The 25,809-nt window shown below is 68.4% G+C and carries 22 protein-coding genes and 7 pseudogenes; 12 read left to right on the top strand and 17 right to left on the bottom strand.

Annotated features, from left to right (window positions below; translation table 11 throughout):
* Window positions 1-89: 89 nt before the first annotated feature.
* The 3 genes and pseudogenes from OG462_RS40820 to OG462_RS40810 form a co-directional block, all read left to right on the top strand.
* Window positions 90-877: pseudogene (locus OG462_RS40820) on the top strand (helix-turn-helix domain-containing protein); the annotation flags it as partial.
* A 384-nt stretch (window positions 878-1,261) separates the two neighbouring features.
* Window positions 1,262-2,014, top strand: a complete 753-nt coding sequence (locus OG462_RS40815) for a DUF4232 domain-containing protein (protein WP_406065937.1) — start codon at window positions 1,262-1,264, stop codon at window positions 2,012-2,014.
* Window positions 2,015-2,333: 319 nt separating this feature from the next.
* Window positions 2,334-2,582, top strand: coding sequence for a hypothetical protein (locus tag OG462_RS40810; RefSeq protein ID WP_406066936.1), 249 nt, complete (start codon window positions 2,334-2,336; stop codon window positions 2,580-2,582).
* Here the strand turns inward: OG462_RS40810 and OG462_RS40805 are convergent.
* Window positions 2,519-2,864, bottom strand: a pseudogene (locus tag OG462_RS40805) (transposase); the annotation flags it as partial. The gene OG462_RS40810 and the pseudogene OG462_RS40805 sit on opposite strands and share 64 nt — an antisense overlap.
* Between OG462_RS40805 and OG462_RS40800 the strand changes: the two are divergent.
* Window positions 2,855-3,052, top strand: a complete 198-nt coding sequence (locus OG462_RS40800) for a hypothetical protein (protein ID WP_406065935.1) — start codon at window positions 2,855-2,857, stop codon at window positions 3,050-3,052. The pseudogene OG462_RS40805 and the gene OG462_RS40800 overlap by 10 nt on opposite strands.
* Window positions 3,053-3,727: 675 nt before the next feature.
* Here the strand turns inward: OG462_RS40800 and OG462_RS40795 are convergent.
* Window positions 3,728-4,855, bottom strand: a complete 1,128-nt coding sequence (locus tag OG462_RS40795) for an NADH:flavin oxidoreductase (RefSeq protein WP_406065933.1) — start codon at window positions 4,853-4,855, stop codon at window positions 3,728-3,730.
* 118 nt (window positions 4,856-4,973) lie between these two features.
* On the opposite strand from OG462_RS40795, the gene OG462_RS40790 reads away from it, so the two are divergent.
* Window positions 4,974-5,423, top strand: coding sequence for a MarR family winged helix-turn-helix transcriptional regulator (locus tag OG462_RS40790; protein WP_406065931.1), 450 nt, complete (start codon window positions 4,974-4,976; stop codon window positions 5,421-5,423).
* A 138-nt stretch (window positions 5,424-5,561) separates the two neighbouring features.
* Here OG462_RS40790 and OG462_RS40785 read toward each other — a convergent pair whose 3' ends face one another.
* Entirely contained in the window at window positions 5,562-5,903 is a 342-nt protein-coding gene (locus OG462_RS40785) for a hypothetical protein (RefSeq protein WP_406065929.1), read from the bottom strand.
* A gap of 1,048 nt (window positions 5,904-6,951) precedes the next feature.
* Here OG462_RS40785 and OG462_RS40780 point away from each other — a divergent pair.
* Complete coding sequence (locus OG462_RS40780) at window positions 6,952-9,081, top strand: collagenase (RefSeq protein WP_406065927.1); 2,130 nt, start codon at window positions 6,952-6,954, stop codon at window positions 9,079-9,081.
* A 119-nt stretch (window positions 9,082-9,200) separates the two neighbouring features.
* Here the strand turns inward: OG462_RS40780 and OG462_RS40775 are convergent.
* Window positions 9,201-9,482: pseudogene (locus OG462_RS40775) on the bottom strand (IS630 family transposase); the annotation flags it as partial.
* Window positions 9,483-9,635: 153 nt separating this feature from the next.
* Window positions 9,636-10,067, bottom strand: coding sequence for a subtilase-type protease inhibitor (locus OG462_RS40770; RefSeq protein ID WP_406065925.1), 432 nt, complete (start codon window positions 10,065-10,067; stop codon window positions 9,636-9,638).
* A gap of 599 nt (window positions 10,068-10,666) precedes the next feature.
* Here OG462_RS40770 and OG462_RS40765 point away from each other — a divergent pair.
* Window positions 10,667-10,978: a hypothetical protein gene (locus tag OG462_RS40765; RefSeq protein WP_406065924.1), complete on the top strand. Its 312-nt coding sequence runs from the start codon at window positions 10,667-10,669 to the stop codon at window positions 10,976-10,978.
* Window positions 10,979-11,056: 78 nt separating this feature from the next.
* Here the strand turns inward: OG462_RS40765 and OG462_RS40760 are convergent, their stop codons facing one another.
* From OG462_RS40760 to OG462_RS40735, 6 genes and pseudogenes are all read right to left on the bottom strand, one after another.
* Window positions 11,057-12,445 carry a hypothetical protein gene (locus OG462_RS40760; RefSeq protein ID WP_406065922.1) on the bottom strand — a complete coding sequence of 463 codons (1,389 nt, stop codon included), beginning with the start codon at window positions 12,443-12,445 and terminating at the stop codon, window positions 11,057-11,059.
* Between the two features lie 316 nt (window positions 12,446-12,761).
* Window positions 12,762-12,983, bottom strand: a complete 222-nt coding sequence (locus tag OG462_RS40755) for a hypothetical protein (protein ID WP_406065920.1) — start codon at window positions 12,981-12,983, stop codon at window positions 12,762-12,764.
* Window positions 12,984-13,266: 283 nt separating this feature from the next.
* Entirely contained in the window at window positions 13,267-14,442 is a 1,176-nt protein-coding gene (locus OG462_RS40750) for a cytochrome P450 (RefSeq protein ID WP_406065918.1), read from the bottom strand.
* A gap of 327 nt (window positions 14,443-14,769) precedes the next feature.
* Window positions 14,770-14,903 (bottom strand): annotated as a pseudogene (locus OG462_RS40745) (cold-shock protein).
* A gap of 545 nt (window positions 14,904-15,448) precedes the next feature.
* Window positions 15,449-15,700: a hypothetical protein gene (locus OG462_RS40740; protein WP_406065916.1), complete on the bottom strand. Its 252-nt coding sequence runs from the start codon at window positions 15,698-15,700 to the stop codon at window positions 15,449-15,451.
* 1,407 nt (window positions 15,701-17,107) lie between these two features.
* A complete protein-coding gene (locus OG462_RS40735) occupies window positions 17,108-17,923 on the bottom strand; it encodes an IS5 family transposase (protein ID WP_406065914.1) in 816 nt (271 codons plus the stop codon).
* 90 nt (window positions 17,924-18,013) lie between these two features.
* On the opposite strand from OG462_RS40735, the gene OG462_RS40730 reads away from it, so the two are divergent.
* Window positions 18,014-18,394: a hypothetical protein gene (locus OG462_RS40730; RefSeq protein WP_406065912.1), complete on the top strand. Its 381-nt coding sequence runs from the start codon at window positions 18,014-18,016 to the stop codon at window positions 18,392-18,394.
* A 98-nt stretch (window positions 18,395-18,492) separates the two neighbouring features.
* Here the strand turns inward: OG462_RS40730 and OG462_RS40725 are convergent.
* Window positions 18,493-19,599, bottom strand: a pseudogene (locus tag OG462_RS40725) (IS701 family transposase); the annotation flags it as partial.
* Window positions 19,600-19,689: 90 nt separating this feature from the next.
* Between OG462_RS40725 and OG462_RS40720 the strand changes: the two are divergent.
* Window positions 19,690-20,250 carry a winged helix-turn-helix domain-containing protein gene (locus OG462_RS40720; RefSeq protein WP_266977486.1) on the top strand — a complete coding sequence of 187 codons (561 nt, stop codon included), beginning with the start codon at window positions 19,690-19,692 and terminating at the stop codon, window positions 20,248-20,250.
* Complete coding sequence (locus OG462_RS40715; RefSeq protein ID WP_406066281.1) at window positions 20,136-20,744, top strand: transposase; 609 nt, start codon at window positions 20,136-20,138, stop codon at window positions 20,742-20,744. Before OG462_RS40720 ends, OG462_RS40715 begins: the two co-directional genes overlap by 115 nt.
* 15 nt (window positions 20,745-20,759) lie before the next feature.
* Here the strand turns inward: OG462_RS40715 and OG462_RS40710 are convergent.
* A pseudogene (locus OG462_RS40710) lies at window positions 20,760-20,981 on the bottom strand (IS701 family transposase); the annotation flags it as partial.
* 155 nt (window positions 20,982-21,136) lie between these two features.
* On the opposite strand from OG462_RS40710, the gene OG462_RS40705 reads away from it, so the two are divergent.
* Window positions 21,137-21,541 carry a type II toxin-antitoxin system PemK/MazF family toxin gene (locus OG462_RS40705; RefSeq protein WP_128382092.1) on the top strand — a complete coding sequence of 135 codons (405 nt, stop codon included), beginning with the start codon at window positions 21,137-21,139 and terminating at the stop codon, window positions 21,539-21,541.
* A gap of 98 nt (window positions 21,542-21,639) precedes the next feature.
* Here OG462_RS40705 and OG462_RS40700 read toward each other — a convergent pair whose 3' ends face one another.
* On the bottom strand, window positions 21,640-21,951 hold the full coding sequence (locus OG462_RS40700; protein WP_406065910.1) for a cupin domain-containing protein: 312 nt from the start codon (window positions 21,949-21,951) through the stop codon (window positions 21,640-21,642).
* Between the two features lie 634 nt (window positions 21,952-22,585).
* Between OG462_RS40700 and OG462_RS40695 the strand changes: the two genes are divergently transcribed.
* Window positions 22,586-23,041: a hypothetical protein gene (locus OG462_RS40695; protein WP_406065908.1), complete on the top strand. Its 456-nt coding sequence runs from the start codon at window positions 22,586-22,588 to the stop codon at window positions 23,039-23,041.
* A 731-nt stretch (window positions 23,042-23,772) separates the two neighbouring features.
* On the opposite strand, the gene OG462_RS40690 is transcribed toward OG462_RS40695, so the two are convergent.
* From OG462_RS40690 to OG462_RS40680, 3 genes and pseudogenes are all read right to left on the bottom strand, one after another.
* Window positions 23,773-24,147: a hypothetical protein gene (locus OG462_RS40690; RefSeq protein ID WP_406065906.1), complete on the bottom strand. Its 375-nt coding sequence runs from the start codon at window positions 24,145-24,147 to the stop codon at window positions 23,773-23,775.
* Between the two features lie 78 nt (window positions 24,148-24,225).
* A pseudogene (locus OG462_RS40685) lies at window positions 24,226-25,002 on the bottom strand (transposase).
* A 44-nt stretch (window positions 25,003-25,046) separates the two neighbouring features.
* Window positions 25,047-25,670: a hypothetical protein gene (locus tag OG462_RS40680; protein ID WP_406065904.1), complete on the bottom strand. Its 624-nt coding sequence runs from the start codon at window positions 25,668-25,670 to the stop codon at window positions 25,047-25,049.
* Window positions 25,671-25,809: the final 139 nt, after the last annotated feature.

The following is a 25,809-nucleotide window of genomic DNA, read 5'->3' as shown; positions in this document are numbered from 1 at the left end:
GTGCTGTGAGGTCCTCCGAATCACCACCTGACTGGGCGTCGGTAGAGGTAGCCGTGCCCCGGCAGCCGGGCCGGCTGCCGGGGGTCAGCATGGCTGGATTTCGCCAACGTGCTCCGGAACGCGTTGATATCGCCATGGTCGCGCACCCCTCGGTCACTCTGTTCGTGGACCTGAGCGACGGAGACAGCCTTGTCTACGACGCCCACGGCCGGCGCGAATGCGGCAGCACGGTCGTTGGACTGGTACCGGGCGACCTTCGGCTCGGAGGCCGGGCGGCCGGGGGGATCGAGTGCCTCCAGATCCGCTTGTCACCGGTCCTGGCGGTTGCGGTGCTCGGCGCATCGACCGACCTCAGCGGGACGGTGGTCTCCCTGGAGGATGTCTGGGGCCGCGACGCCGGGCGAGCCGAGGAAAGGCTGCGGGCGGCCGGGTCGTGGGACGAGCGGTTCACGATCGCAGTGGATGCCCTTGGCCGACGGATGAGCGCCCGCCCGTCGCTTGATCCAGAGGTGGCCGCTGCCTGGTGGCTGATGCTCACCAGCCGGGGACGGGTGCGCGTCGACAGTCTGGCGAACGAGGTGGGATGGAGCGTAAGCGCCTGTGGTCCCGCTTCCGGTCCCAGATCGGCCTCACCCCCAAGCGCGCCGCCCGGCTGGTGCGCTTCGACCACGCCGCCCATCTCCTCGCGGCGGGTAACGCCGCCGCCCAGGTGGCGGCCGCAAGCGGCTACGTCGACCAGGCCCACCTCCACCGCGAGGTCAAGGCGTTCACCGGGGTGACACCCACCGCCGTAGCCGCTGCGCCGTGGCTCGCCATCGATGACGTCGCGTGGCCGACCTCGCTCACGGACCTGACACCGTCGACGTCTCCGATCCGTCAGGTTCCGGCGAAGCGAGCTGAGGTCCCACGAGAGACGACGCATCGTCTCTCAGCACGTGCCCGGATGAGAAGGGCGCTGCTCCCCGCATCCCCAGAAATGGCCCGATGCCGTCCGCGGCCATAGCGCGATCGGCCTGCTGCTCCCCGCGCCCGCAGGGATGTCCGCCAGCCACCCACACATCAGTCGTGCACCGTGCGCTGCTCCCCGCGCGCGCTTGAGAACGGCCCCTGCGCCGCCCCGGTCACGTCATGGCTGCCGGTTCGTACGAGGCCTGTAACAGACGCGGGATGCTGGTGAACCGGCTTCCCCACACGGCAACAATAGCGATGTCGCTTGCACACGGACCGGCTCCGGGTCGGTCACGGGGGAAGAGAGAACGGCATGAACTCGAAGACGGTCAGAGACGGTTCACCGCGTCGATGCCTGCGCGGCGCTGTCCTGGGCGCGGCCGTGGTCGCGGCTCTGCTGACGACCACAGCCTGCCAGGGCGACGACCAGGCCGCCGCGTCGCCGCCCGCCGCCGCCCCGTCGACCGCCGCCCCCTCGGGCTCCTCGTCGGCCGGCGGGAGCAATCCGGAGACCACCGCGCCCACGGGCGACGCCGGGACCGGCGGCAGCAGCCCGACGGCCACTGGGACCGGGGACAGCGGCGAGACCGGCGGCGGCAACGGCACGAAGTACGCGGACTGCGAGGCGGACGGGCTCACCACCGCCGTCGAGCTCCAGGACGAGACCGGGAAGACCCCCCGCCACTTCTTGCTGACCGTCACCAACAACGCGAAGACGCCGTGCGTCCTCAACGAAGCGCCGCAGGTGCGGCTCAAGGCCGGCAACGACGCCCCGATCGTCGAGACGCTCGGGGAGCCGGACACCGAGCCCGTCGTCGTCGAGGGGGGCGGCAAGGCCTACGCCGGCCTGTACGTCTTCGGGAACGACGAGGGCGGCGAGGCGGAGTACGACCAGTCCGACCGCTTCACCGCGACCCTGGTCGCCGGTGAGGGCACCGAGCTGAGCGGCACGCTCATCTTCGACCTGCCCGACGCCCTCGGCACGGTCTCCGTCGACGACGCGGCGCGGGTGAACGGCTGGGCCGGCACCGAGGGCCTTGCGATGCGCCCCATCACCCAGCTCTGAGAAGTGGCGCCATCGCTAGGTACTGAGTGAGGAGTGGCGCGGGGACCGTCGCACCCCCATCGCTGGGTGGGGATACGGCGGTCCCTGCGGGGGACACGGCCCGGGTCAGGCGAGCCGAGTGGTCGTTGGACACCCCTGGTGCCCCCATCTCGTACGGGGGCACAGCTCTCTGACGACCAGAACCGCGACAGCCGTGTCCCTGCGTGGGTCCCCGCTCGTTCACATGTGATCTTGCAGGTCAGCGGCTACGCACACCGATAGCTGCACCGGGACGATCGAGATTGGGTGTTCGCGTCCGCAAGGACGAGGGGACGAACGCGTGTCGAGCCCGCCGGAGGACGTGGAGAACCTGGACGTCCCGGCCGTGCGCAACGAGGACGTCGGCCTCCTCTACACCGGCGCCCAGGAGATGCGCCGCCAGAACGGCGCGCTGGGCGACACCATGCGCAGTGAGAGGGCATCACGCCAAGTGGAAGGCGGACGGAACCACCGAGCAGGTCCACGACCTTCGTGGATGTCGTCGCGGATCTCCCAGCGGATCCGCAGGCGGCGGAACCAGTGCAGGTGAGCAAAGGCTCGCTCGACTACCCAGCGTGGGGCGCCGAGTCCGGAGCCGTGTTCGGAGCCGTTCGGTGCCCCGGCGGCCGATCAGCGGATTCACGCCGAGCGCACGGACGAGGCGGCGGGACTTGCCGTGACCGTAGCCGCGATCGCCGAGCACCACGTCGGGGCGGCGCCGCGGCCGGCCGCGCTTGCCCCGAACGGGCGTCCCGCCCCGGAGTAGTGGGATGAGCTGGGTGACGTCGTTGAAGTTGCCGCCGGTCAGAGTGCACCCCGACAGTGGTCCACCCACCCTCCCCCACCGGAGGCCGACGAGTCACCGTGCACGGCGACAACATCCTCGGCCTCGCCCACAGCGACAGGGACGTCGTCGAGTTCCTCCGGCGCGCTGGACACCCAGACACCGACACCCTGCTCGACGAACCCGCCTGGGTGAAATGGAGGGGCGGCCGCGCGCACGAGTACGGGGCGGCTTGAGCTGATCACCGCAACGGGTCAGACCCGACCCCTACCGTGATGAATACGCCTCCCCGCTCCCAGCCCCGAAGCCTTCTGCGGCCTGCCGTCGTCGAGATCGACCACGCCATCCGCCGGCTGATGGATGGGGAGCCCGACCAGGAGCTGCACACCGAGAAGTACCAGCACCTCCTGGTCCAGTGGGCCACAGCCACACGCAGCCAGCCCCCAGGGCACCCGAGCACCCGAGCTCCCGAGCTCCCGAGCTCCCGAGCTCCCGAGCGGGCGATCTGTCCGGCCAGTGGCCGCGCAGGGCAGAAGCGGCGGGCGGGGCCACCGGGGACCACCCGACGAGACAGCCGGACGACCGGCGTCGCGGACAACCTGTCCGGACACAGCAGCACGCCCCGCCCGGGTTCCACCGCCGGACGAGGCGCACAGGGGTCCGAGTGGCACCAGCACGGACGGGGCCGAAGCCAGCGCCCGGGGTCGGACACCGATCCAGACCGGCCCGCCCACGCGGCCACCCTTGGCACGACAGCGATGGTCGCGAGTTCGAGGGTTCGAGCTGCTGGGTGCGGCTTGGTCAGGGAGCGGCCCGGTGGGCACTCGACTCGCCAGCTGAAGTCTGCTTGGACCGGACGCCGCAGCGTCGCCCCACGTCGACGTGATGCGGGGCGCACCGTGCTGCGCGCCCTAGCTCAGCGTCTTCACCGCAGCCGCGTCGTACGGCTTCATCTCATCGGTCCGCCCCGCCAGGACCTTCGCCGCCCACTCCGGGTCCTGAAGCAGCGCGCGGCCGACGGCGACCATGTCGAACTCGTCGCGCTCCAAGCGGTCGAGGAGGTCGTCGATGCCCTGCACCGGGGCGCCCTCGCCCGCGAAGGCGTGGATGAAGTCGCCGTCGAGGCCGACCGAGCCGACGGTGATGGTGGGCCTGCCGGTGAGCTTCTTGGTCCAGCCCGCCAGGTTCAGGTCCGAGCCTTCGAACTCGGGGATCCAGTGGCGGCGGGTGGAGGCGTGGAAGGCGTCGACGCCGGCCGCGGCGAGCGGGGTCAGGATCGCTTCCAGCTCCTCCGGGGTCTCGGCGAGCCGCGCGTCGTAGGCGTCCTGCTTCCACTGCGAGTAGCGGAAGATCACCGGGAAGTCGGACGAGACGTTCGCGCGGACCGCGGCCACGATCTCGGCCGCGAACTTCGTACGGGCCACGGCGTCGCCGCCGTACGCGTCGGTACGGCGGTTCGTTCCCGCCCACAGGAACTGGTCCAGGAGGTAGCCGTGGGCTCCGTGCAGTTCGATGCCGTCGAAGCCGATGCGCTCGGCGGCCGCGGCTGCCTCGGCGAAGGCGCCGATGACGTCGTCCAGGTCACTCTGGGTCATCGCCTTGCCGGTCCCCTCGGTGCCGTCGGGGCGGATGCCGGAGGGGCCCATGGCCGGGGCGTCGGCGTAAGGCGCCTGGCCCTGCTTGCGCACCATGCCGATGTGCCACAGCTGCGGAACGATCGTGCCGCCTGCCGCGTGCACCGCCTCGGCGACCTTCGCCCACCCCGCCAGCTGCTCCTCACCGTGGAACCGCGGCACACGGTCGCTCTGCCCGGCCGACTCATGGCCGACGTAGGTCCCCTCGGTGACGATCAGGCCCACGCCGGCGGCGGCGCGGCGGGCGTAGTACGACTGCACGTCCTCGCCGGGGACGCCACCGGGGGAGAACATCCGCGTCATCGGCGCCATCGCGATGCGGTTCGGGATGGTCAGGCCGTTCAGCGCGACGGGCCGGGACAGGATCTCGGCCGCTCGGGAGGCGGGGGACGTGGTGACGGTCACAGGGACGCTCCTCATGGGTATTACTTGACAACCTTGATGCTTGAGAACTTCACGCAATGAAAGGACGGTAGAGGTAGATACTTGAGATAGTCAAGCTTCTCGGGATAGAGTGGTCCTCATGACAGGAGCTCCTCGCGCAGAAGCCCCCCGCGTCGACACGGCCCAGCTCATGGAGCTGTTCTCGGTGTCGCTCGGCATCTATTACGGCGACTTCACGGTCGCGGCGGCGAGCGAGAACCTCACGGCGAGCCAGGGCAAGGCACTGACCGTGCTGCGCCGGGGTCCCGCCGCGATGCGCGCCCTGGCCGAGACCATGACCTGCGACGCCTCCAACATGACCGGGATCATCGACCGGCTGGAGAAGCGAGGGCTCGTACGCCGCGAGGCGAGCGCATCCGACCGGCGCGTCAAGAACGTCATCCTCACGGACGAGGGCGAGCGAGTCACCGACGCGATCCGCGCGAAGATGCGTACCACTCAAGAGGGCCTGGACAGGCTCAGCGACCAGGACCGGGACAGCCTGTACGCCCTCCTGGAACGGGTCTTCGCCTCCCAGCCTGCCACCTGACCGGGATGGCCCGCGCCGCCGGGTCGCCGCATGGCCGTTCACACCCATGACGTGCGCCTGACCGTCGCCCCCCACAACACGCGCGGCGAGCTGTCTCCAACAGTCGCAGACGGTCGCCTCTCGCTACGCCAAGCACGGCTACGTCTCCCTCGGCACCCTGGCCTGGGGAACGATGATGCCCAGGCCCGGGCCGCCTTGGTAGGACCAGACCGGGAGGACGGTGGTCGCGCCGTCGACTGTGGCCCCTCCACCGGTGGGCGGTACCGCTGTCCGGGCCGGTACGGGTGAGATGCCGGTCCTGCCCGCGCTGACGATCACCGAGTCGGCGGGGACGGCCAACGGAGCGACTGCTTCCTGCGCGGCCTGCGCGGAGACGGCGGGGGCCGACGCCGCCAGCGGGACGGCCGGGATGGCGGGGGCGGGGGCGGGGGCGGCGGTCAGAGCCGTACGGGCCGTCACCGCGAGGGCGACGGAAGCCACCAAAGCGAGTCGACCGGCGGCATTGAGGCGGGTGTCAGCACCCGGACAAACGGCCCCGCGGGGTGGCTTTCCAGGCTTGTGACCTGTGAATCTCGACGACCTGGCATGGCACACGAAGGGCAATGGCGGACTCCCCCAGCGGACAGTGGACGTTCTTCTGGAAGTTCTGCGGGTCGCTGAGGTCGTCGGAGAACGGCCCAGGCGTGCAGGGCCGCGCCGCCGGCGCCCAGACCGTTGTCCGGGCCGGGGCAAGGCCCGGTGACGAATCCGCCGAGAGAGACCGAGATGCCAGCGATGATTCGAGTCACCCCAGTACAGGCTCCATGGGCTGCCCCAACTCATCACTCATAGGTAGAGCCGATGGGGCCGGATGGCGCCGGATGCGCAGAGCCAGGTGTTCTCACGGCACGTTGGCCCCGCACTGCCGGCCCTCACGCCGCGCAGCACTGTCCCAGCAGCGGTCCGGCCAGGCCCGCCCGTCGGTCGGTCGGTCGGTCCTGGGCCTGGCTGGTTGTTCTGAGCCGCAGGCCCGGTCCTCTGCCTTCCTCTGCCTTCCTCTGCCTTCGCCTGCCTTCGTCGGCGTGCCTCAGCGCCCACCCCGGGGCGCCGCGAACGCCCTCCACGCGGTCATGTAGGGGCGCCGGGACGGCGGGGCACTTCCAACTCACGTACCGATGTGAGTGGTTAGTGGGGATTCGGGGCGGGAGGTCGGCAACTTTTCCGTTGCGACGGTCGACGAATCCAGCCAGAAGGCTTCCAGAACAATGCGACATGTGAAATTTTACACGTCACGTGTCAGCCGCCCGTGTTCCCCAGCACGTGGCCACAACGGCCCCGGAGGCCCCCGCAGATGCATCCCTTCCGGATATCGAAGACCCGCGCGCGAAGACTTCCCGTGCTCGGCGCAGCCGTCTTCATCACGCTCGGGCTGTTCACGCCGCAGAGCCAAGCCGCCCCCATCAACGCCACGGCTCCGACCGGTGCGAACGCAGGTGCAACCGCAGCCTCGGCACCACGGTCGATCCCGGTCCCCAAGTCGCCCGACGCGATGAGCGTCACCCCCCGCTTCCGGCTCTCCTCGCAGGACGCTGCCGAGGAGTCCCCCTCGGCGCCCGCACCCGCGCCCGCCGCCAAGGCGAGCAAGTGGTCGTCGGCCGCCCCCGCGGACGCGTGCAGCGACCTCTCCGGCGTCATCAACTCCACGGGCAGCGCGCTGGTCCAGCAGCTCAAGGCGCTCCCCCAGATCACCTGTACCTACCCGCTGTTCAACCTCACCGGGGAGAACGCGCGGAAGACCTTCCGCGAAGCCCAGATGGTGACCGTCGCCAACGCGCTGCGCGACAACTCCGCGACGTACGCGGGCAACAACAGCACCGCCACCGGGCAGCTGGTGCTGTTCCTGCGCGCCGGCTACTACGTGCAGGACAACAACGCGGACGTCGTAGGCGACTACGGCACGGCCCTGGAGGGCGCGGCACGCGGCGCGCTGGACGCCTTCTTCGCCTCCCCGCGCAGCAAGGACGTCACCGACGCCAACGGCGAGATCCTCAACGAGGTCGTCACCCTGATCGACAGCACCCACGAGGCGGGCCGGTACGCCGGTGTCCTGAAGTGGATGCTCGGCAGCTACGACGGTACGTGGCCCGGTCAGATGAACCTTGCCATGCAGCACGTCGAGTGGGTCGTCGAGAACGGCTTCAAGGCCAAGAACGACGGCCGCGGCTGGCGGGCCGCCCTCAAGGCCGACCCCGCCATCCTCGACACCTGGGCCGGTTTCATCACGCGCAACGGCGCGCAGCTGAACCGCCTGGACGTCGTCAGCAACGTCGGCCGCTACCTCGGCTACGCCCTCGACGTCCCCGAGCTCAAGGACCGGGTCCGACCGCTGCTGAAGAACCTGATCAACAGGTACCCGAACGTCGGCCCCACCGCCCCGATCACCATGAACCTCGGCTGGTACACGCGCCAGTACGACAGGAACAACTGCGCGGCCTACGCCATCTGCGACCTGGGCGAGCGCGTGCTTCCCGCGGTCCTGCCGATCCAGCACACGTGCAACCCGGGCCTGAAGATCCACGCCCAGGACATGTCCCCCGGCCAGCTGGCGAGCACCTGCACGAGCCTGGTCAACCAGGACGCCTACTTCCACCGGGTCATCGGCGACAAGGGCGCGATCCCCGGCGACGTGAACACCAACCTGGAGGTCGTCGTCTTCGACGACTACACCCAGTACGCGCTGTACGCCTGGGCCATCTACAACATCGACGTCGACAACGGCGGCATGTACGAGGAGGGCAACCCGGCCGCTCCCGGCAACCAGGCCCGCTTCATCGCCCACGAGGCCCACTGGCTGCGCCCGGACTTCCAGATCTGGAACCTCAACCACGAGTACACCCACTACCTCGACGGCCGCTACAACATGTACGGCGACTTCGAGGCGGGCATGACCACGCCGACCATCTGGTGGGTCGAGGGCATCGCCGAGAACATCTCGTTCGGCTACCGCAACGAGCGCAACGCCGACGCGATCGCCGAGGCCGGCAAGAAGACGTACAAGCTCAGCGACCTGTTCGACACCGTCTACGGCCAGGAGGAGGACCCCGAGGTCAACTCCAACCGGGTCTACCGCTGGGGATTCCTCGCGGTCCGCTACATGCTCCAGAAGCACCCCGCCGACGTGGAGACCGTGCTCAACAAGTACCGCTCCGGTGACTGGACCGGGGCCCGTACCTTCCTCAAGCAGACCATCGGCACCCGCTACGACGCGGACTTCGCAACCTGGCTGACGACCGACTGCGCGACCAACGATTGCGGCCCGCTGCCGGATGCCTCGGCCGTCTCCGCCCCTCTCTGCACCATCAGCGACCCCCGTCAGTTCGAGCAGAACTGCCGCCGGGACAACCTCACCGCCTCCACCGGCAACTACAGCTACCACTTCGTGTACCTGCCGGCCGGCGTCAAGCAGCTGACGATCACCAGCAGCGGTGGCACCGGCAACGCCGACCTGTACTACGGCGGCAGCAGCTGGGCCACCACCGGCAGCTACCAGTCGAAATCGACCAATGCCGGGAACAGCGAGACCCTGACGATCGACAACCCGCCGTCCGGCTGGGTCTACTTCAGCCTCGCCGCCGCGCAGAACTTCAGCGGTGTGAGCCTCTCCACGCAGTCCAAGTGAAGCGGTTCGCCGGGGCCTACCAGGCCCCGGCGAACGTCACGGCACCACACGGGGCTGCATCACGCTTGGCGGAACAGCCGATCGCCGATCGCCGATACGAGAAACAATCCGAGCAATACAACCTCCACAGCGGCGAACAGAATGGTGGTGCCGGCCCGGACGTAGTCGTGAGTGGTCGTGAGTGGTCCGCTACAGAACTCCGGGCATCATCGGCAGCACCGGCAGCGAGCGCCCAGGGCCTGGATCCGCGACTTCTCGTCGACACAAAACACCAGAGCCCGCTCAGGTGGATCCAGGTGGAGATCGACGACGTCGTGGACCTTGTCGACTACGCACGGATCCGTCGACAGCTTGAACGTCTCCGTCCGGTACGGCTGCAGGCCCAACGCCCGCCAGATCCGCGACCCGGCCGACTGCCACAGGCCCAGTTCCTTCGCCACGCGCGGAACCACGGGCCGCACTCGCCCCTCGAATGTGGCCCGCTCCTCGTCCGACCATGTCGGCTCGGCCTTCGGCCGGAGCGTCATCAGCCCCACGCAGCCCACCTGAGCCGGTCAGAACGCGAAGGCCGCCCCGTCGTTCAGGGTGACACCCATGGCACAGGTGTTGGCGAAGGTGTACTGCCACGAGGTGCGGGACCCCTCCCACACTCCGTCCAGGGTGACGGTGACGGGGTCGAAGTGCTGCGGGCACATGCGGTCCGGGTCCGGTGAGGCCAGCAGCCCCTCGAAGGCGCCACCCTGGGAGGTGGCCTTGAGCTCGGCGCAGGCGGCCTCGGGGGCGGGGTGCGTTCCGCCGGCGGTCGGCGCGCAGCTGAGCGTGACCGCACGCAGGACAGTGGCCGAACTCGCGTCGGCACCCTTGCTGATGCTCAGCACGACGGCGGAGGGCGTGTACAGGCTGTCGGTCCGGGCTTCCGCGACACCGGCGGTGCCGACGAGACAGAGGAGAGCGGACGCGGAGACCGCAGCGAAACGGCGAAGCATGAAGGGGACTCACTTTCGATTCGAAGAGTTGAGGCGGCATCCACCTTCCGATCACCACCTCGCTTGCGCTTCGGAGTGTGTCTGACACGCAGAGCGATCGCACCTTCGCGGTCACTATCCGGACACCTACGCCCATATGCCGGTGATCGAATGAATGTTCAGCAGGTCAGACCCGATGCCGGGCGACTCCGCCGCGGGCCCGCACCCGCTCTCTCCGGCCCCGCAGCGACTGCCGGCCTGCGCAAGGACGCGTCAGGTTTACCGACCGGTCGTTCAGTACGACCGATTAACGACGCTCACGGGCACACGGGCCGGCCGACGACGTCCTTCGCGCCGGACACCCCCATGCCTTGCAGTTCTTCCGGCTGCCAGGCGACGGTCAGGCGGCAGCTACGACCATCTGAGAGTAGGCATGAGGCAGCGCGTGATGGCCTTCTTCGACCCGCGCCAACCAGCAGAACCCAGTCCTCCGAAGCATGCTCCACGGTCGAGTCCTGCGGATCTCCCCACCCCTCCGCGTGGAAAACCCGTGAAGGACCTCCGCAGCCCAGCCGACAGGTCCAACGGTCGGCCCCGATCACCAGCTGATGAGACGGCCGATGCACACCGGGCTGTGTGACGTGCTGGGTGAATGTGAAGCTTCGGTCCCGGGTCTACGTCTGGCCTACGCGGGCGACGGGCCGGTGGCCGGGCAGCTCTGCGGGCTCCCGGAACTGCCGCTCGACCAGCCCTGGCTGGAGTGGGAGAGGCACGGCGCACTCTCCCACATCGCCTCCCTCGACTGCGCGGCCCTCGCCACGGACGGCGGCTGCGGGCTCGCCCTCCTCCGACTCCGGAACCCTGCTCTTCCTCCTTCATTCGCCCTCCAGGCCCCGCAGCGGCTTGGCGGCTTTGCTCTGCATCAGGGGTGACTGGGCGTGCGCAGGTGCCGGCACTGCGGCAAGCCGCTGCCATCCTGCGCTCGGGTGGATGCGTGCTTCTGGGGACCGTCAGCCGGTACAGCCCGGGACCCCGCCGGCCGGGCTGCAGTTGTTCGGCTGGTTGTCGCGGACGACATCGCCGTTCAGGGTGAGGACACCGGACGCCTTGAAGATGCCGCCGCCGTCGCCCGCCCGGTTGCGGCTGATGGTGTTCCCCTCCAGCGTGGTGGTGCCCATCCCCGTGGCTCCGCCGGCGTGGTAGAGGCCGCCGCCCTGCGCTGTGCCGTCCTTGGCGGTGACCGTGTTGTAAAGGACCTTGTTGCGCCTGGCTGTCAGGGTGCCGCCGTCGGGGTTGTCGAGGCCGCCGCCCTGAGCCGTACCGTTCGGTGCGCCGACGGTGTTGCCGTTGACATGGCTGTCGGACAGGTCGAGCGTGCCGAAGGGGCCCACGCGGACGCCACCACCGCGCGCGGTGCCGCCCTTGGCTACCGCCCGGTTGCCACTGATCTCCACCCTGCTCACGGTCATCAGGCCGTTGTTCGCGATGCCGCCGCCCTGGGCGACACCGTGCGGAGCATCCGATGTGTTGTGGCTGATCGCGCCGCCGGTCACGGTCAGCCTGCCGGGCTCCGGGATGCCGTTGGAGACGGCGGCACGCGCGAATCCACCCGGGGCGAAGGAGCGGTTCTTGCTGATGACCGTGTCCTCGACGGTCGTCTCGGCGAAGCTGATGATGCCGGCCCCGAAGGCGGTGCTCTGGGTGTCCTTGGTGACGGTCGCGGTGTTCCCGGTCAGCCGGGAGCGGGTGACCGTCAGCGGGCCGTCGTTCGCGATGGCGCCTCCGGCAGCACCGCCGCCGGTTTCGCTCCCGCTGTAGATGACGTGGTTTCCGGTGACTTCGGTCTCGCTCACGCTTCCGCTGCCGGGGCTGTCGATGGCGCCGCCCTGGGCGAACACGTCGGACCGGGATGTGTTGCCGATGAATTTGCTGCGGGTCACCTTCATCGTTCCGGTGTTGGAGATGCCGCCGCCGCAGGCCAGGCCCTCGGGGACGGGGAAAGCGGGGCAGTCCGTGGCGAAGCCACCACTGATCGTCGTATGCGTGAGCGTGAGGTTTCCTGCCGGTCCGACGAAGAGGATCCGGAACTTCGGCACGTTGTTCTGTCGCCCCTCCCGCCTGATCGTGGCCCCACGCCCGTCGATGGTGATCTCACTGGCGATCACCGGCAACCCGTTGCCGGGGTTCACGGTGTCGGGCGCCGTCAGCCTGTACGTGCACTTGCGCGCCAGCCGGAGCGTGTCCGGTCCGGGTGAGCTGTTCGCGGCGTTGATCGCCGCGACGAGATCCGGGACCGAGCAGCGAACCTGCACCGTGGCGGCTTGAGCCGCTGGGACGGGGACCGCCACCAGCGCGCCCGCCACTAGGCCGAGGACGGCCGGGACATGCCGACGAGACATCGGAGACTCCTCCTTCTGCGGTGTACGGCCGGCCGTCAGGGGACCGCAACCAGCCAAGCCCAGCCGACCATGCGCAACCGCCGTCGGCTTCCAGGCGTGATCCGTACGGGCTGGCGGGCAGCCCGTACGGAGCATGAAAGCGCGCGAACGGGCCAAGGCGCGCGAACGGGGGCGCCCTGGACCGGCCCCGTCCGCTGTGACGCAGCTCGCCGCGCTTGGCCCGTGCTTCCCGCTCGACCGCACTGCGCCACCCGCAGACGTCCGGCCTTCCGCCACCCATTCCCTGACGGGCCCGACGCTCCGGGCGCCCGGCACCTCACCGGGTCGGATTCCTGCTCGACGGCCCGGCTCCGGGATCGACCACGGCCACGGTCCGCAACGGCCGGTGTCCCTGCTCGCCGGGCTGGGCCAGTTCGTCCTCGTAGTCGACGGTGATAAAGCCGTAATTGGTCACCACCGAGCGGCGGGCCGGGGAGATGTGCGTCAGCACCTCGGCGTCCACCTCGCGGCCAGCCTCGCGCAGTTCGCCGACGGTCAAGCCCACTCCGAGCTGATGCGGTAGTCGGCCAGACGGCAACCGCCCGCACAGTCCCCTTGCCTCCGCCGCTACTTCCGCGCCGTCAGACCTCCGCGCCGACCAGGACGGAGGCAACAGCCGGCCTTCCCGGCCGCAGCCCAGGCCCGCCCCTCAACCCCGACGCATCGTCCGCTGGATCATGACGCACCCACAGCACCTCGCCGCTGCCGACGTCGCAGAACTGAAGGAGACCGACAGAGCCGAAGAACTCGATCGTCGACACTGGCGGCTGTGCGGCGTTCAGCTAGGCCAGGACGGGTAGTGATGCCAACCCACGGACGAGTCGGGTGTGCCGCCATTCCAGCCGATCCGCTGGTACGGCAAGACGGATGCCGGGGAATCGAGTCAGGACGGCTCGCAGGGTGATCTCCGCCTCTGCCTTCGCCAGGGGCGCGCCGACACAGCGGTGAATGCCGTGGCCGAAGGCGAGGTGGGCAGCCGCGTTCCGGTCCAGGTCGAGCTGATCCGGCGCCGGGAACCGCGCTGGGTCTCGGTTGGCTGCCCCAAGTGCGACCAGGACCGGGACTCCGGCCGGGATCCCGGAACCGCCGAGAGTCACGGCTTCCGTGGTGAACCGGAAGGTGGCCGTGCTCACCGCCGAGTCGAAGCGGAGCAGTTCATCCAGTGCGGCAGGGACGTCATCGGGATTCACCCGAAGGCGATCCAGCGCGGCTGGGTGCCGGAGCAGTGCCAGAAGAGCGTTGCCGAGGGCGCTGGTGGTGGTCTCGTGGCCGGCCACGAGCAGGAGCACAGCCAGGGAGACCAGCTCCTCCTCGCTCAGGTGATCGTCTCCGTCGCGGGCAGCGATGAGCCGGTCAAGGAGGGAGCTGCCGGGGTCCATGCGCTTGGTGGCGATGAGGCCCGTCATGTAGTCGGCCATCGAGTGCGAGGCGGCGTCGATGACATCGGGCTCCCCTGCCGCGAAGAGCTGCGCGGACCAGCGCTGGACATCGGGCCGGTCCGCCTGCGGGACTCCGAGCAGCTCGCAGATCACGATGACTGGCAGCGGCACCGCCAGGCTGGCCACAAAGTCGAACGGCTCGCCGACGGGCCACTGATCCAGCAGCTCGTCGGTGACCCGGGCAATGAACGGGCGCAGCTCCGCGACAGCCCCCGTGGTGAACGCCCTAGTCACCAGTTTGCGCAGCCGAGTGTGCTGGGGCGAGTCGCTGGCCAGCATCGTGTGGGCGACCGCGGGGTGCAGACGGCGCCGTGACCCCTTGCCCTCGAAGAACGCGGCCGTATCCTTCGAAAGGCGAGCGTCGCCCAGGGCTTCTCTGGCTTCCGCGTAGCCTGTGACCAGATAGCGGGGGCGCCCGCCGGTGCCGGGGACGGGCCGCACCGGAGATATGGAGCGCATAGCCGCGTAGGCCGGATAGGGGTCCTGGAGGAAGCGGGACTCCTGAGTGTCGTCGGTCATTCCCTCAGGCTCCAACGGGGTCCGGTTGGCCGTGGACAGCGACACGCCCAACACGGCTGGCGATCGTCAACGCCCGACCGCCACCTCGGGGCGGGGATTCGCGAGAGTGCCACTCCGGGCCGCCCGCCCGGCATCACCGCCGGGTGCGGTCCAACCGGCGCAGGCGATGGCTATTTCACTCGGGGCCACCTCGATCGGCACCGGCACACCGGTCATCTGGCCTTGAGTGTCATGGGCGTTTCGCTGGGGGTCGGTCGACCGGGTGGTCTTGGAGAAGAAGTGGTGCAGCTCTGCACAGAGATCCGGTGCCGGCACGCTCCGCGGACGTCAGTCGCGGACGATGTTCTCGGCCCGGGGGCCGTTCTGTCCCTGGGCGACGTCGAAGGTGACCGTCTCGCCCTCGACGAGCTCCCGGTACCCGTTGCACCCGAGTTGAACCACTTCACGATGCCGCTGGCCATACCGCGTGTCCTTCGAACGTGCCGGGGTTGCCGGCCGGGATGAGTAGCGGTGTCTTCCTCTGAAGGAAGACACCGGGCCTCCGCCCTACCCCACCCACGGCCCACTCTTTCGATCATCAGTCCACAAGCCGGACGGCCGACGTCGTCCGAGCCGACCGCCGTCCGGGCCGACCGCAGTCCGGGCCGACCGCGGCGCGGCCCGCCCTGGGGCGCTGCGAAGGTGCGGCGTGACGCTGGGGTCGGCAGCGTGGAGGGCGCACCAGCGGCGCGGCGGCAATGGCGGCTGCCGATGCCCGAGGCGTGGAGGGCTCCGGGCTCGGGTGGCATCGGGGGGTTGGCGTCGGGCAGCGCCACGGTGGCGGTTGCTTCGTCTCATCCGTGGCAGGGCCGCTGCGCACAGGCCGCCTCGTACTCGGCGCCCAGCACGTCACCGCCGCGCACACCCCGACGCAGGGACCGCGTCCCCTTGCCCTCGGCCTGCCCGCCCGTAGCCCGCGTACCGCTGGTGTTTACACGCCGTGGCCCGGACGCTGCGGTCGAACCGTTCACGCGACGCGGAGCGCCTCTGCGCAGCTGGAGCATTCCCAGTCCCGCTTGTTGGGAGGCAGCCACGGCACGTCCGGGCCGCTGGGCTGATAGGCCAATCGCTCCATGTCCTCCGCTGGAATGCCGCAGAGAGTCCGGTCACCCGGTTCCACGGGTACGGCATGGACCGCCTCGATGCGTGCCGCAGGATCGCCGGGACCGAAGTCCCCGGACAAATCCTTGCGCAGTTCCTGCACCACCATGATCTCCATGCCTCCACCCTCGACTCCCACGACAGCCACCGCATCCCGAAGGACCCCGCACCACGCGGAAAGCCACCCCGTGCCACCCTGCGGCAGGGGGGTCAAGCCCGAAAGTTCGGGAACGCAGCGCCAATGGCTCACAGAGACCAAGGGGCGCGACCGCCAGGAGCGGGTAACGCACCGCGTGACATAGACAGCGCAGGGCACCTCCCGTATGCGGGAGCTGCCGTCCCTGGCTCCCTGGCTCCCTGTCGGCATTGAGGAAGGGCAGCAGGGGGATGCTCGGGAATTCGCCACCCACCGATCGCTCGCGCCCACGTGATTCCCTGGGAGTGGCTGAGACACGTAATGCGACTGCGCCCCGCTCCCACCCAGGCCCACCACCGACCGCCTCCCGCCGGCCCTGCCCGACAGGGGCCAGCCCGAAGACTCCACCGGGGCGGATCCGCCGACCGGATCGTGCGGACGGGTAAACGCTGAATCGGGGCCAGAAGGCCGCCCGGGTTACGCGCCGCTGGCATTCTGCTGCATGAGCCCGCGTAGGCCTTCGATTCCAAGACGCGGAGGCAGAAGGCAGCCTTCGACTTGACGCAGCGCCCGCTCCACCGATCAGTTCAACGAACTCTCAACCACCGGCTGCGAAAGCGCGCGTTCTCGGGCTGGTCACGGCCTTCGGCGGGCGGGCACGGACACAGAGCGCGGAGACGCCGCCATAGGCAGCTGGGCCGTTGCCCCTCACGCTTCGTGCGCCGCCCAGACGCGGCGCCGGTACGTATGTACGTCACCACAAGCCGGTACACGATGCTGCCAAGCGGCTCCGACGAACCAGGCCTACCTGGGCCCTTCGGGGCCTGGACCGCTCAGGGCGGCCAGGAAGACGAGCGCGGCCCGGCCGAGGACGCTTTTCGCTGAACCGCACCGCTGATTCACCAAGTCATCCCACTGCCCCTTTTGGGCTTACCTTGCTTGGACCCCCAATTGGGCCAACTCGGCGCGGTTTCCCAGCGCTTCCTCGGCGCCCTGGTCACGCCCTGCCCCACCCACTGGCCCGGCATCACCCCTCCCGCCGACGAGGAACTGCCGCGCAGCTCCGGGCCAGAAACGCACCACACTGATCGAGGAGTCCGTCATCGGAGCCGGTCCGGTACGAGCCGGTCCATCGCCAATGTCTTCGGCGGCTTACGGGGCGATGAGACCGTTGCGCTTCTCTGGCTGTACTGACAAGACGTAGCGGGTGGCGGAGAGGCGGACGTCCCGAGATGAGACAGGCACGAGACACATCCCGCCGCACTCGTCACCCCACCCAACCGGCAGGCCTCAACCACACCTGCAGCCTCACCATCGCCGTAATCCCGCACTCGAAGAATCGACAAATACACGGGCACTATGGGTGACAACGACCCCTTAGGGGGTGTCTCATGTGGCGATCTTGGAGAGCTTCTTGTAAGAGGTCATGACTGCGGCGAGCCCAAGGATGGCGAGGAAGTGACCGCCCTTGCGTTCATAGCGGACGGTCAGACGGCGGTATCCGAACAGCCAGGAGATCGACCTCTCGATCTTCCACCGGCGCCTTCCGAGACGTTCGGAGGACTCCACGCCCGGCCGGGCGATCCGTGGAGTGATGTTGCGTTCGCGTAGCCACGCCAGGTTGCCGGCCGAGTGGTACGCCTTGCCGGCCCGGACCTTGTCGGGGTGTCGCCGACGGGGGCCGCGGTGTGAGCGGACAGCCGGGATTCCGAGGATGAGTGGGCGAAGCGCTGGGACATCGTTGACGTTCGCGACAGAGGACACCCCGACGACCACAGGCAGTCCCTGCGCGTCGGTCAGAACATGCGGTTTGCTGCCCGCTTTGCCTCGGTCGACCGGATTCCGCCCTGTCAGCGGACCCCCCTCTTCGCGCGCACCGAGGCGGCATCGACGATCACGGAGCTCCAGTCCGCCGCGGGCTCCGATCTCGTCCAGAACCACCCGGTGCAGCTGACGCCACACTCCGGATGCGGTCCAGACGGAGAACCTCCGGTGAGCCGTCGCCGGCGACACTCCGCACGTCGGTGGCAGATACCGCCACGCGCACCCGCCGGTCAGCACGTACACGACGGCCGTGAACACGGCATGTTGGTCAATCGGCGCGGTGCCACCGCCCCGCGGGCGCGAGCGGAAGGACGGCAGTACCGGCTCGACCATTGCCCATAGATCATCCGGCACGAGCCGCTGCGACAGATCCCCACCCATGAACGATCATGATGCCGCTGCCGGGCGGCCCCCCGGCGACGGTCGGTGTAGGCGTTGGGCTGATTGCCCCCGCCACGTCAGAATGGGCGCATGACTCCCCCTTCCGTCGATCCGCGCCCGTTGAACGCCGACGAGCGCGCAGTGCTTCAACACGTCCTGTCAGCGGAGTTCGTCGGCGCGTCGCAACTGCGGAGTCAGCTGGACCACACCGAGGTGATCGCTGTCTGGGGGCCCGACTCCGTGAGCGTCGACCTGCAGGTTCGGGAACCCTGCGAGCATGCAGCACTGCCGAAAGAGCTCGTGCCCGTAGATGCGCAAGTCCATGACCCCTCCGGCGCCTACACCGGCAAGATCCTCGTATGGACGGACCGGGGAGCCACTCTCACAGCTCTGGAGTTCGCTTGGGTCACCGACGAGATGCCGACGTCTCTACCGGCCATCGTGGACGGCCGCCTCAGCTGGCCGGCCTGACAGGCCGGCCGTCCGCACCCCGAGCGTCTATGACGGTGCAGCGGGCAAGATCACCACGTGAGACAGCGTCTTAGTACTCCAGCCGTAGATCGTGATCTTCAGGTCTGATTCGCGGCTTGTCGGCGGTAATGGCTGGCCTGGGCTCGGGCCTGATGGCGGCGTCGCCAGTCGGACCAGCCGATCCGGTGGGCTGCACCGTGCACGGGCCGAACGACGAGCGTGGTGAATAGTCGCTGGATCTCGTTGCAGGTGAGCGGGATCAGCCCGTCCGGGGCGGAATGGCGGGCGTGTTCGTCAGCGCGGACGACGGCGAGAAAGGCGTGGGCGAGCATGACCAGGTTGACCCAGCGAGACCACGAGGTGAAACGGCGGACCTGGTGTCCTTCCAGTCCGGCCAGGCCCTTTCCGGACTGGAAGGTCTCCTCCACACGCCATCTCGACCCGGCGACCCGGCGACCCGGCGACCCGGCGACCCGCACCAACGTGGCCAAAGGCACCGCAGCCGGCGACCAGCAACGGTAGTAAGCCAGTTCACCGGTGGTGCGGTTGCGGCGGATCAGCAGTTGGTGGCTGCCGAGGCGGGGTTCGGCCAGGTCGATGACGGCCCAGTCGTAGAAGCGGTGCCCCTTGCCGCCGGCCCCTGCTGACAGCTTCAGCCAGGCCCACTTCGGCGCCTTCACGGCCAGGGCATCCGCGCGGAACTTCCCCGCGCCCGTAGTGACTTCGGCCGAGCAAGCAACGGCGAGCACGTAGCCGACTTGGCGCTCTTCCAGCGCGGCCCGCAGCTTGGGATTGCCGCCGTAGACCGCATCGCCCGCGACCCAGCCCACACGGTGCCCGGCATCAAGGAACCGGCCGATCATGCGGGCGGCCAGCTCCGGCTTGGTCGCGAAGACGGTGTCCTCGCCCAGTCCCGCCGCCCGGCAGCGGTCCGGGTCGCACGTCCACGAGCGCGGGACGTACAGCTCGCGGCCGATCGCCGCGTGTCCGCGGCGGCCTGCATAGACGAGGTAGACAGCGACCTGAGCGTTTTCGATCCTCCCGGCCGTGCCGGTGTACTGGCGCTGGACACCCACGGTGTGCGTGCCCTTCTTCACGTCCCCGGTCTCATCGACGACCAGCACCGCATCGTCGTCGTGCAGATGTTCCAGCACGTACTCGCGCACGTCATCGCGCACGGTGTCGGCATCCCACTTACTGACTTCAGCTCGTCGGGGTGAATCTGTGTGAAGTCCCTGACGGGTGAAGGCGGGTGGCTGTATCCGTGAGGTGTGAGATATGCAGATGGGGGCGGGCTGACGCCGACGGGGCGCCGGCGTCGGGAGACGGTTCGGATGCAGGCGGCTGAACTGTTCGAGCAGCAGATCAAGCCGTCGGAAGTCGCACGGCGGCTGCGGGTGAGTGTGAAGTCGGCTTATCAGTGGCACCAGTTGTGGCGGGATGGCGGTGTTCAGGCGCTGGCCTCCCGTGGTCCGAGCGGGTCGCGGTGCCGGCTGTCCCCGCGGTCTTTGGAGAAGCTGGCCGCGTATCTGGAGCAGGGGCCGGCCGCGCATGGCTGGGTGGAGGACCAGGTGTGGACCGCCTCGCGGGTGGCCACGCTGATCGGCAGGAAGTTCCATGTCTCCTACAGCGTCTCGGGTGCGACCCGGCTGATGCACCGGCTGGGCTTCAGCCCGCAGGTGCCCGCCCGGCGGGTCGCGGAGCGCGATGAGCAGGCTGTCGCCGTATGGAAGGAGGCGACCTGGGCGGAGGTAAAAGGGCGAGGGCGGCCTGCGGGGGCTACGTCTGCTTCGAGGACGAAGCCGGGTTCACCCGCAGGCCGCCGCGGGGACGGACCTGGGGCCGGCGCGGAGTGACCCCGGTTGTCACCATCAGCGGCCGCCGTTCGGGCCGGCTGTCAGTGGCCGGGCTGATTGCAATGCGGCCGGGTTCCCGGACCCGGCTGTGTCACCGCCTGCGGAGTCATCCCGCGGGGAAAAGTGCCCGTCGCAGTATGGGCGAGCGGGACTTCATCGCGCTGATCGACGGTGTCCACCAGCTGGTCGGGGCACCAATCGTGCTGGTCTGGGACCGGTTGAACACCCACGTGTCCCGCAGGATGCAGGCCCTCGTGGCCGAGCGGGCATGGCTGACGGTGTTCCTGCTGCCCGCCTACTCGCCCGACCTCAACCCCGTCGAGTGGGTATGGGCCCACGTCAAACGCAGCCTCGCCAACCTCGCCGTCATGGCCCTCGACCAGCTCGAAGCCCTTGTCCGTAACAGGCTCAAACGCCTTCAATACCGGTCCCACACCCTCGACGGCTTCATAGCGGGGACCGGCTTGACCCTCGTCGAGCAACTATCACCCTGACGAGCTGACGTCAGTAGCCCGGCCGAGCAGGTGCTGCATTTCATGCGAACTGGCCTGCCCGGCCCACTCGGCGATGCTCCAGCAGTTCTTGCGCGGCAGGTCCGACAACAGCCCCAGCACCAAGTCCCGCACCCGACGCCGGGGTTCAACCCGCGCGAACCGGCCCGCTGTCCGGGACATCAGGACCTCGAACGCCTCCTGCCAGCGGGCAGGGTCTACGCTGTGACTCGCGGTCACCGCATGATCTTCAGTCTTCACACACCGATGATCAACGGTGGCCGCGCCCGCCTTCACCGCCCCTCGGTCACGACGTGCGAAGACGGGGCCGCATCCCTTCCGTGTCCCGCACGGGGCACGCAGCGTTCGCCCGCCGTCTCGTGCCAGGAGGACACATGCAACGCGGTGAAGTCTGGTGGGTCGACTTCGATGAGCGACGCCCGGTCGTGCTGCTCTCGGACGAGGAGTCATCCGGGTTTCAGGCGATGCAGGTCGTTGCGCCAGCGGGCGTCGACATCAGCGGCCTGGGCGTTGAAGTGGCCGTAGGAGCCCCGGAAGGACTGCCCTTCGAAGGTGTGCTGCGGTTCGCGTTCCCGCGTCCAGGCTTTACTCCGTGCACATGGCTGACCACCGTGGCCCGGGACGACCTGATCGAGCGGGCGGGCGTGTTGTCCTCCGTGAAGCTCAGCGAGGTTGGAGAAGCCCTCCGTGCCGCTGGCCAGAGGAGGGAGTGGACCCCGATGACGGCTGCCAGGATCAGCGAGATCAAAGATGCCCGCCGTCTCGAAGGACTTGAGTAGCGGACGCCTGTGCTGCCCAGCTCGATCTCGTCGACGACTGACCGCTGCCCCCTCTCCACCGCACTCCAGCAACAAGATCACGATCTACGGCTGGAGTACTAGGGCGCGTTTGAACTGTGTTCGATGATGACGAGCGTGCCTCGACTGCCGGGGAGCACGGCGTGCTCGACTCCCGCCGCGACGATGTACATCTCCCCGGCGCGTACTTCGACCTCGATGCCGCCGGCCATCAGGTGCAGTGCGCCGTCCATCACCATCAGTGCTTCCGCTGCGTCATGGGATTCTGCTTCCAAAACACGCCCGTCCATTCGCAACACCTTCAATTCCGTGCTCCCGACCTGCCCAAGCACGAACGAGCTCCAGCCGCCGGGCAGTTCTGCGGCGGTGCTGCGTGTATCCACAACGGTCATGACATGTCTCCTGACGGGTCGTCTCGTCGGAGGACTGAATGAGCCGCCGGAGACTCCCGCGATCGCGTTCAAGGGGTGCAGTGACGTTACGACGCCACAGCGCGCTGCTGGTCGACCGTTGGGTAAAACCTCTCCGCCGCAGCAACGCCTCGTCTGGATGCACCACACCCCACTCCGGGTGGTGTTGGTGGTGTGCGTATTGCCGTCGGCCTGTTCTTCGTTGGCGCCGTGGTGCATGCCGCGGCCGAGCGTCACCACTCGCCCCCGGCCTGGGCGCCGAGCCCTGATAGTCGGGCATCAGCGTGGATTTCGACGTCGGGTCCGTCTGTCAGCAACACCGAACCAACAGGCCAGCACGTCATACATCGTTCGCGGCCTCTGACCCACTCATCCGTCGGTGCGGAACCGACCCATCCGCCGGCGTGGTGCACCCGCCTACGCGAAGGCAATGTCGAACTGCCAGGACATGGGCACGGAATTCCGAGGCAGAACTCGTTGACCGATCCACATTGGATCGCATTCATCATTGAACGGTGCGCAAAGCCGAGATCCCGACTTGCGGTCAGGATCCAAGAGCGCTGGTCTGGAATAGGCCGTCGTCGAGACCATCAGGAATCGCTACCGGAGGTTCACGATGACACACGCCTCTCCTGCCCGAAGTACACTACGTCAAATCCTGGCCCTGCTCGTGACGGCCGCCTTGACACTTTCCCTCTCTGTCATTCTTTCGTTCACCTCGGAGAAGCGCGCATCCGCCTCGTGTGTCGCAAGTGGGTTCGGGGGAACGTGGCGTTCGTCCGATGACAGACTGAGCCGCATCGACGTCTGGCCTGGAGAGGACTGCAACCTCTACGCCAGAGCGTGGTCCACCTGCAAGGCCGACGCCACGCGTGACTGCAGCTGGGGAAACAAGAAGCTCCAGGCCACCCCGGAAAGGAACTTCCGGTTCTTCTATTACAACTGGAGCAACGCGAACGAAGTGCTGCACTTGAGACTGAAGGACAAAACCCACATGTCAGTGTGGGACCGCACCGACTACACGTCCGGCCGGAACGTCACCATCACCTTGTTGATGGTGAAGGACCGCTGAACCGGGCACGGGCATGCGGGTAATTCACCTACTGGGCTCAGGGAAGAACCAAAGAGCACTCGTCAACGCAAGGGGTGCTCTTCATTCTTGTTCCCACCGGCAGAATTCGAACCTGCGAAACCCGCTTTAGGGGTTCGGTCGGGATATTCCTGTCGCCTTGCCCAGCACAACGAACTCGCCTGGCTTCAGAACCCCTCGCACAATGAGGTGGATCGGCCCTCGTGGCCGTATCCGAAACGCGGTTGGGAGCGTTGTCGAAGCCATCGGGGGTTGTTCGTGCACTCATCCACTCCATGAGCAAGCCGGCGGAGTTGCGGGCCACCCAGCGACAGGAAGGGTCTGCTTGGTGCTCCATCCCTCCGGTTGCACGACGCCAAATCCGGTCGACGGCTGTCCGTACCTTTTCACGACGCTCGGCGAGCTCTTCCCGGTTCATCCCCACAAGCAGTTCAAGCCGCTCTTCGGAAGAGGTCTCCTCGAAGCGGGCCACCCCGCATAGGCAGGGCTGTTCCGATGCTCGACACGACGATCTGCAGGCACTTGGTGCGGTCCTCGCGCAGGCGGGGGTGTTCCTCGACGCCGTGGCGACCGCCCTGGCGGACCTGGGTGGTCGCCGCCGGCGACCTCCGCTACCAGGGCCGCGTCATCATCGGTCTGAACAGCTGACAGGTGTGCCGATCAGGCTTAGGTGCGGTCACGCCTGCGAACGCGGCCGGTCAGGGACGGTCCGTTCAGGCGCCCTCGTCGAAGCGGCCCGCCTCCACCTGGAGGGCGAGGGTCTGCAGCACCTCGGCCGAGGAGACGTCGACCCGCCCCTCGTCGTGCGCCATTGCGAGACTGGTGAAGGCCAGGGTGAACCCGGAGACCATGGTGTAGAGCGCGGGACCGAGGGCCGTGGCAAGGAGGTGGGCGACGTCCTGCGGAGCGGCGTCGGCCGGCACCCTGATGTGGGGCAGCATCTCGTTCAGCATCTGCGTGACCACCCGCGGTTCAATCTCCGACACCGACTCAAGCACCTCCTCGCCCTCGTCCTCCACGGCCCGGCGGATCTCCTGAGCCTCCGTCAGGATGCCGATCACTCGCCTCAGAACCTCAGCTCGCTCCATCCACTGAGCCTAAAGGTTGTCCCGTGAATGTTCTCCGAGTCGCCTCAGGCATGGTGGATCGCGGTGAAGTCCGTCGATCTATCCGGCGAGGGCGAGGTTGTGCATCCGGGCGATGCCGAGCATGGCGTGGTGGACGCCGTCGTCTCTGAGGCGGCAGCCGCTGAGAATCTTCCAGGTCTTCATACGGGCGAAGACGTGCTCGACGCGGGCACGGACCTGCTTGTGGGACCTGTTGCGGTCCTCTGTCCAGACCGGGAGCTCGGTCTGGCTGCGCTCACGACGGTATGGGATGACCAGCCTGGTCCCCGGGGTCCCCAGGTAGCCGCCGTCGGCGATCGTGAGGGTCCTGCCAACGGCAGCCTTGGCGCCGGACTCCTCCCACGCCTTGCAGTCGTTGCGGTTGTCGGCGAGCGGCGGCCACCACCACGATCAGGCAGGCGTCGGCGTCGACGCGACCTGGTGGTTGGTGGAGTACCGGTAGTTCTTCGACCGCTCGGCGATGGTGTGGTCCCGGGTGGGAACCAGAGTGCCGTCGACGATGAGCACGGTGTCCTTGGCGAACCGTTTGCGTGGGTGCAGGGCGAGCATCGGCCCGAGTGTGGTCGATGATCCGGTCCGCCGCCGACTTGGCCACCCCGAACAGCGGTACGAACTGGCGCATGGTCAGGTTCGTACGCCGATACGCGGCGACCAGCAGGGCCCGGTCTCCGGCGGAAGGCTCCACGGCCGGCCCGTGCGGGCCGCATCCGCACCCTGGCGCCGCAGAACCGTCACCAGCTTGGCGAAGGAGCGCGGGCTCAGCCCGGAGAACGGGGCTATCCAGGAAGATTCCGACGCCGTGCTCACACCAGCCATACCAAGATCGTTCCACGGGTGTGATCAGCGGTTTGGCCCACCTCTCAGCTGCCGCTCAGCGGAGACGCCCACGCTGGGTCGTGTCGGGATCTCCTCGTGAGGTGGGCCAGCAGGTGCTCCGCCGCGAGGGGGGCAGTGTCTTTCGGCGCGCCTACCGCGGCCAGGGCGGCGATAAGCCTTGCCGATGCTGTTTCCGGCACGTCCGGGTCGGTGAGGACGGAAAGCAACAGCAAGAAACGGGTGGCCGTGTCCTGGACGCCTTCGTCCGCAGGGGACGGGCTGTCGGCGATCCGTATCAGTTCCCGCCATGTCAGCCCAGCGCCAGAGAAATCTCCGTCCCAGCTGGCGATCTGCTCGACGTAGGTTCTGCCTGGATGGGTGAGGAGGTAGTCAATGCCGTAGTCGCCATCCAGGTTGCGGTAGATCACCACGGCTCCGGGGCCGTCTTCTGCCGGCATCCTGAACACTGGCCAGTGCTCAGGATCAAAGAGGACCTCGGACAGGGCATCGGCATCGGCGCCGTCCTCACCGAACCACTCCGGAACCGGGCGCTCGGCACACCCCCCGTCGCTACACATCGCCAAGAGGTGGTTCGACCAGAAGCCCGGGTGGACCAGCAGTGACTCGCCTGGCACCATCGGGCCGACGTCGTATCCCTTGATCAGCACCCCTCGATCCTGTCACCAGCCACTGACACGGTCCGATCCGGGATCGGCAAGGAGGCGCCGTCCAGTTACGGGACAGCTCTTGACTGAGACTTTGTCCGGCCGATCATGTGACACCGTCGAGCGGGCGATCAACCGACTC

Origin of the sequence: Streptomyces sp. NBC_01077 (genome assembly GCF_045162855.1) — a bacterium.
GTDB lineage: Bacteria > Actinomycetota > Actinomycetes > Streptomycetales > Streptomycetaceae > Streptomyces.
This window is presented reverse-complemented; position numbering and strand designations above follow the sequence as displayed.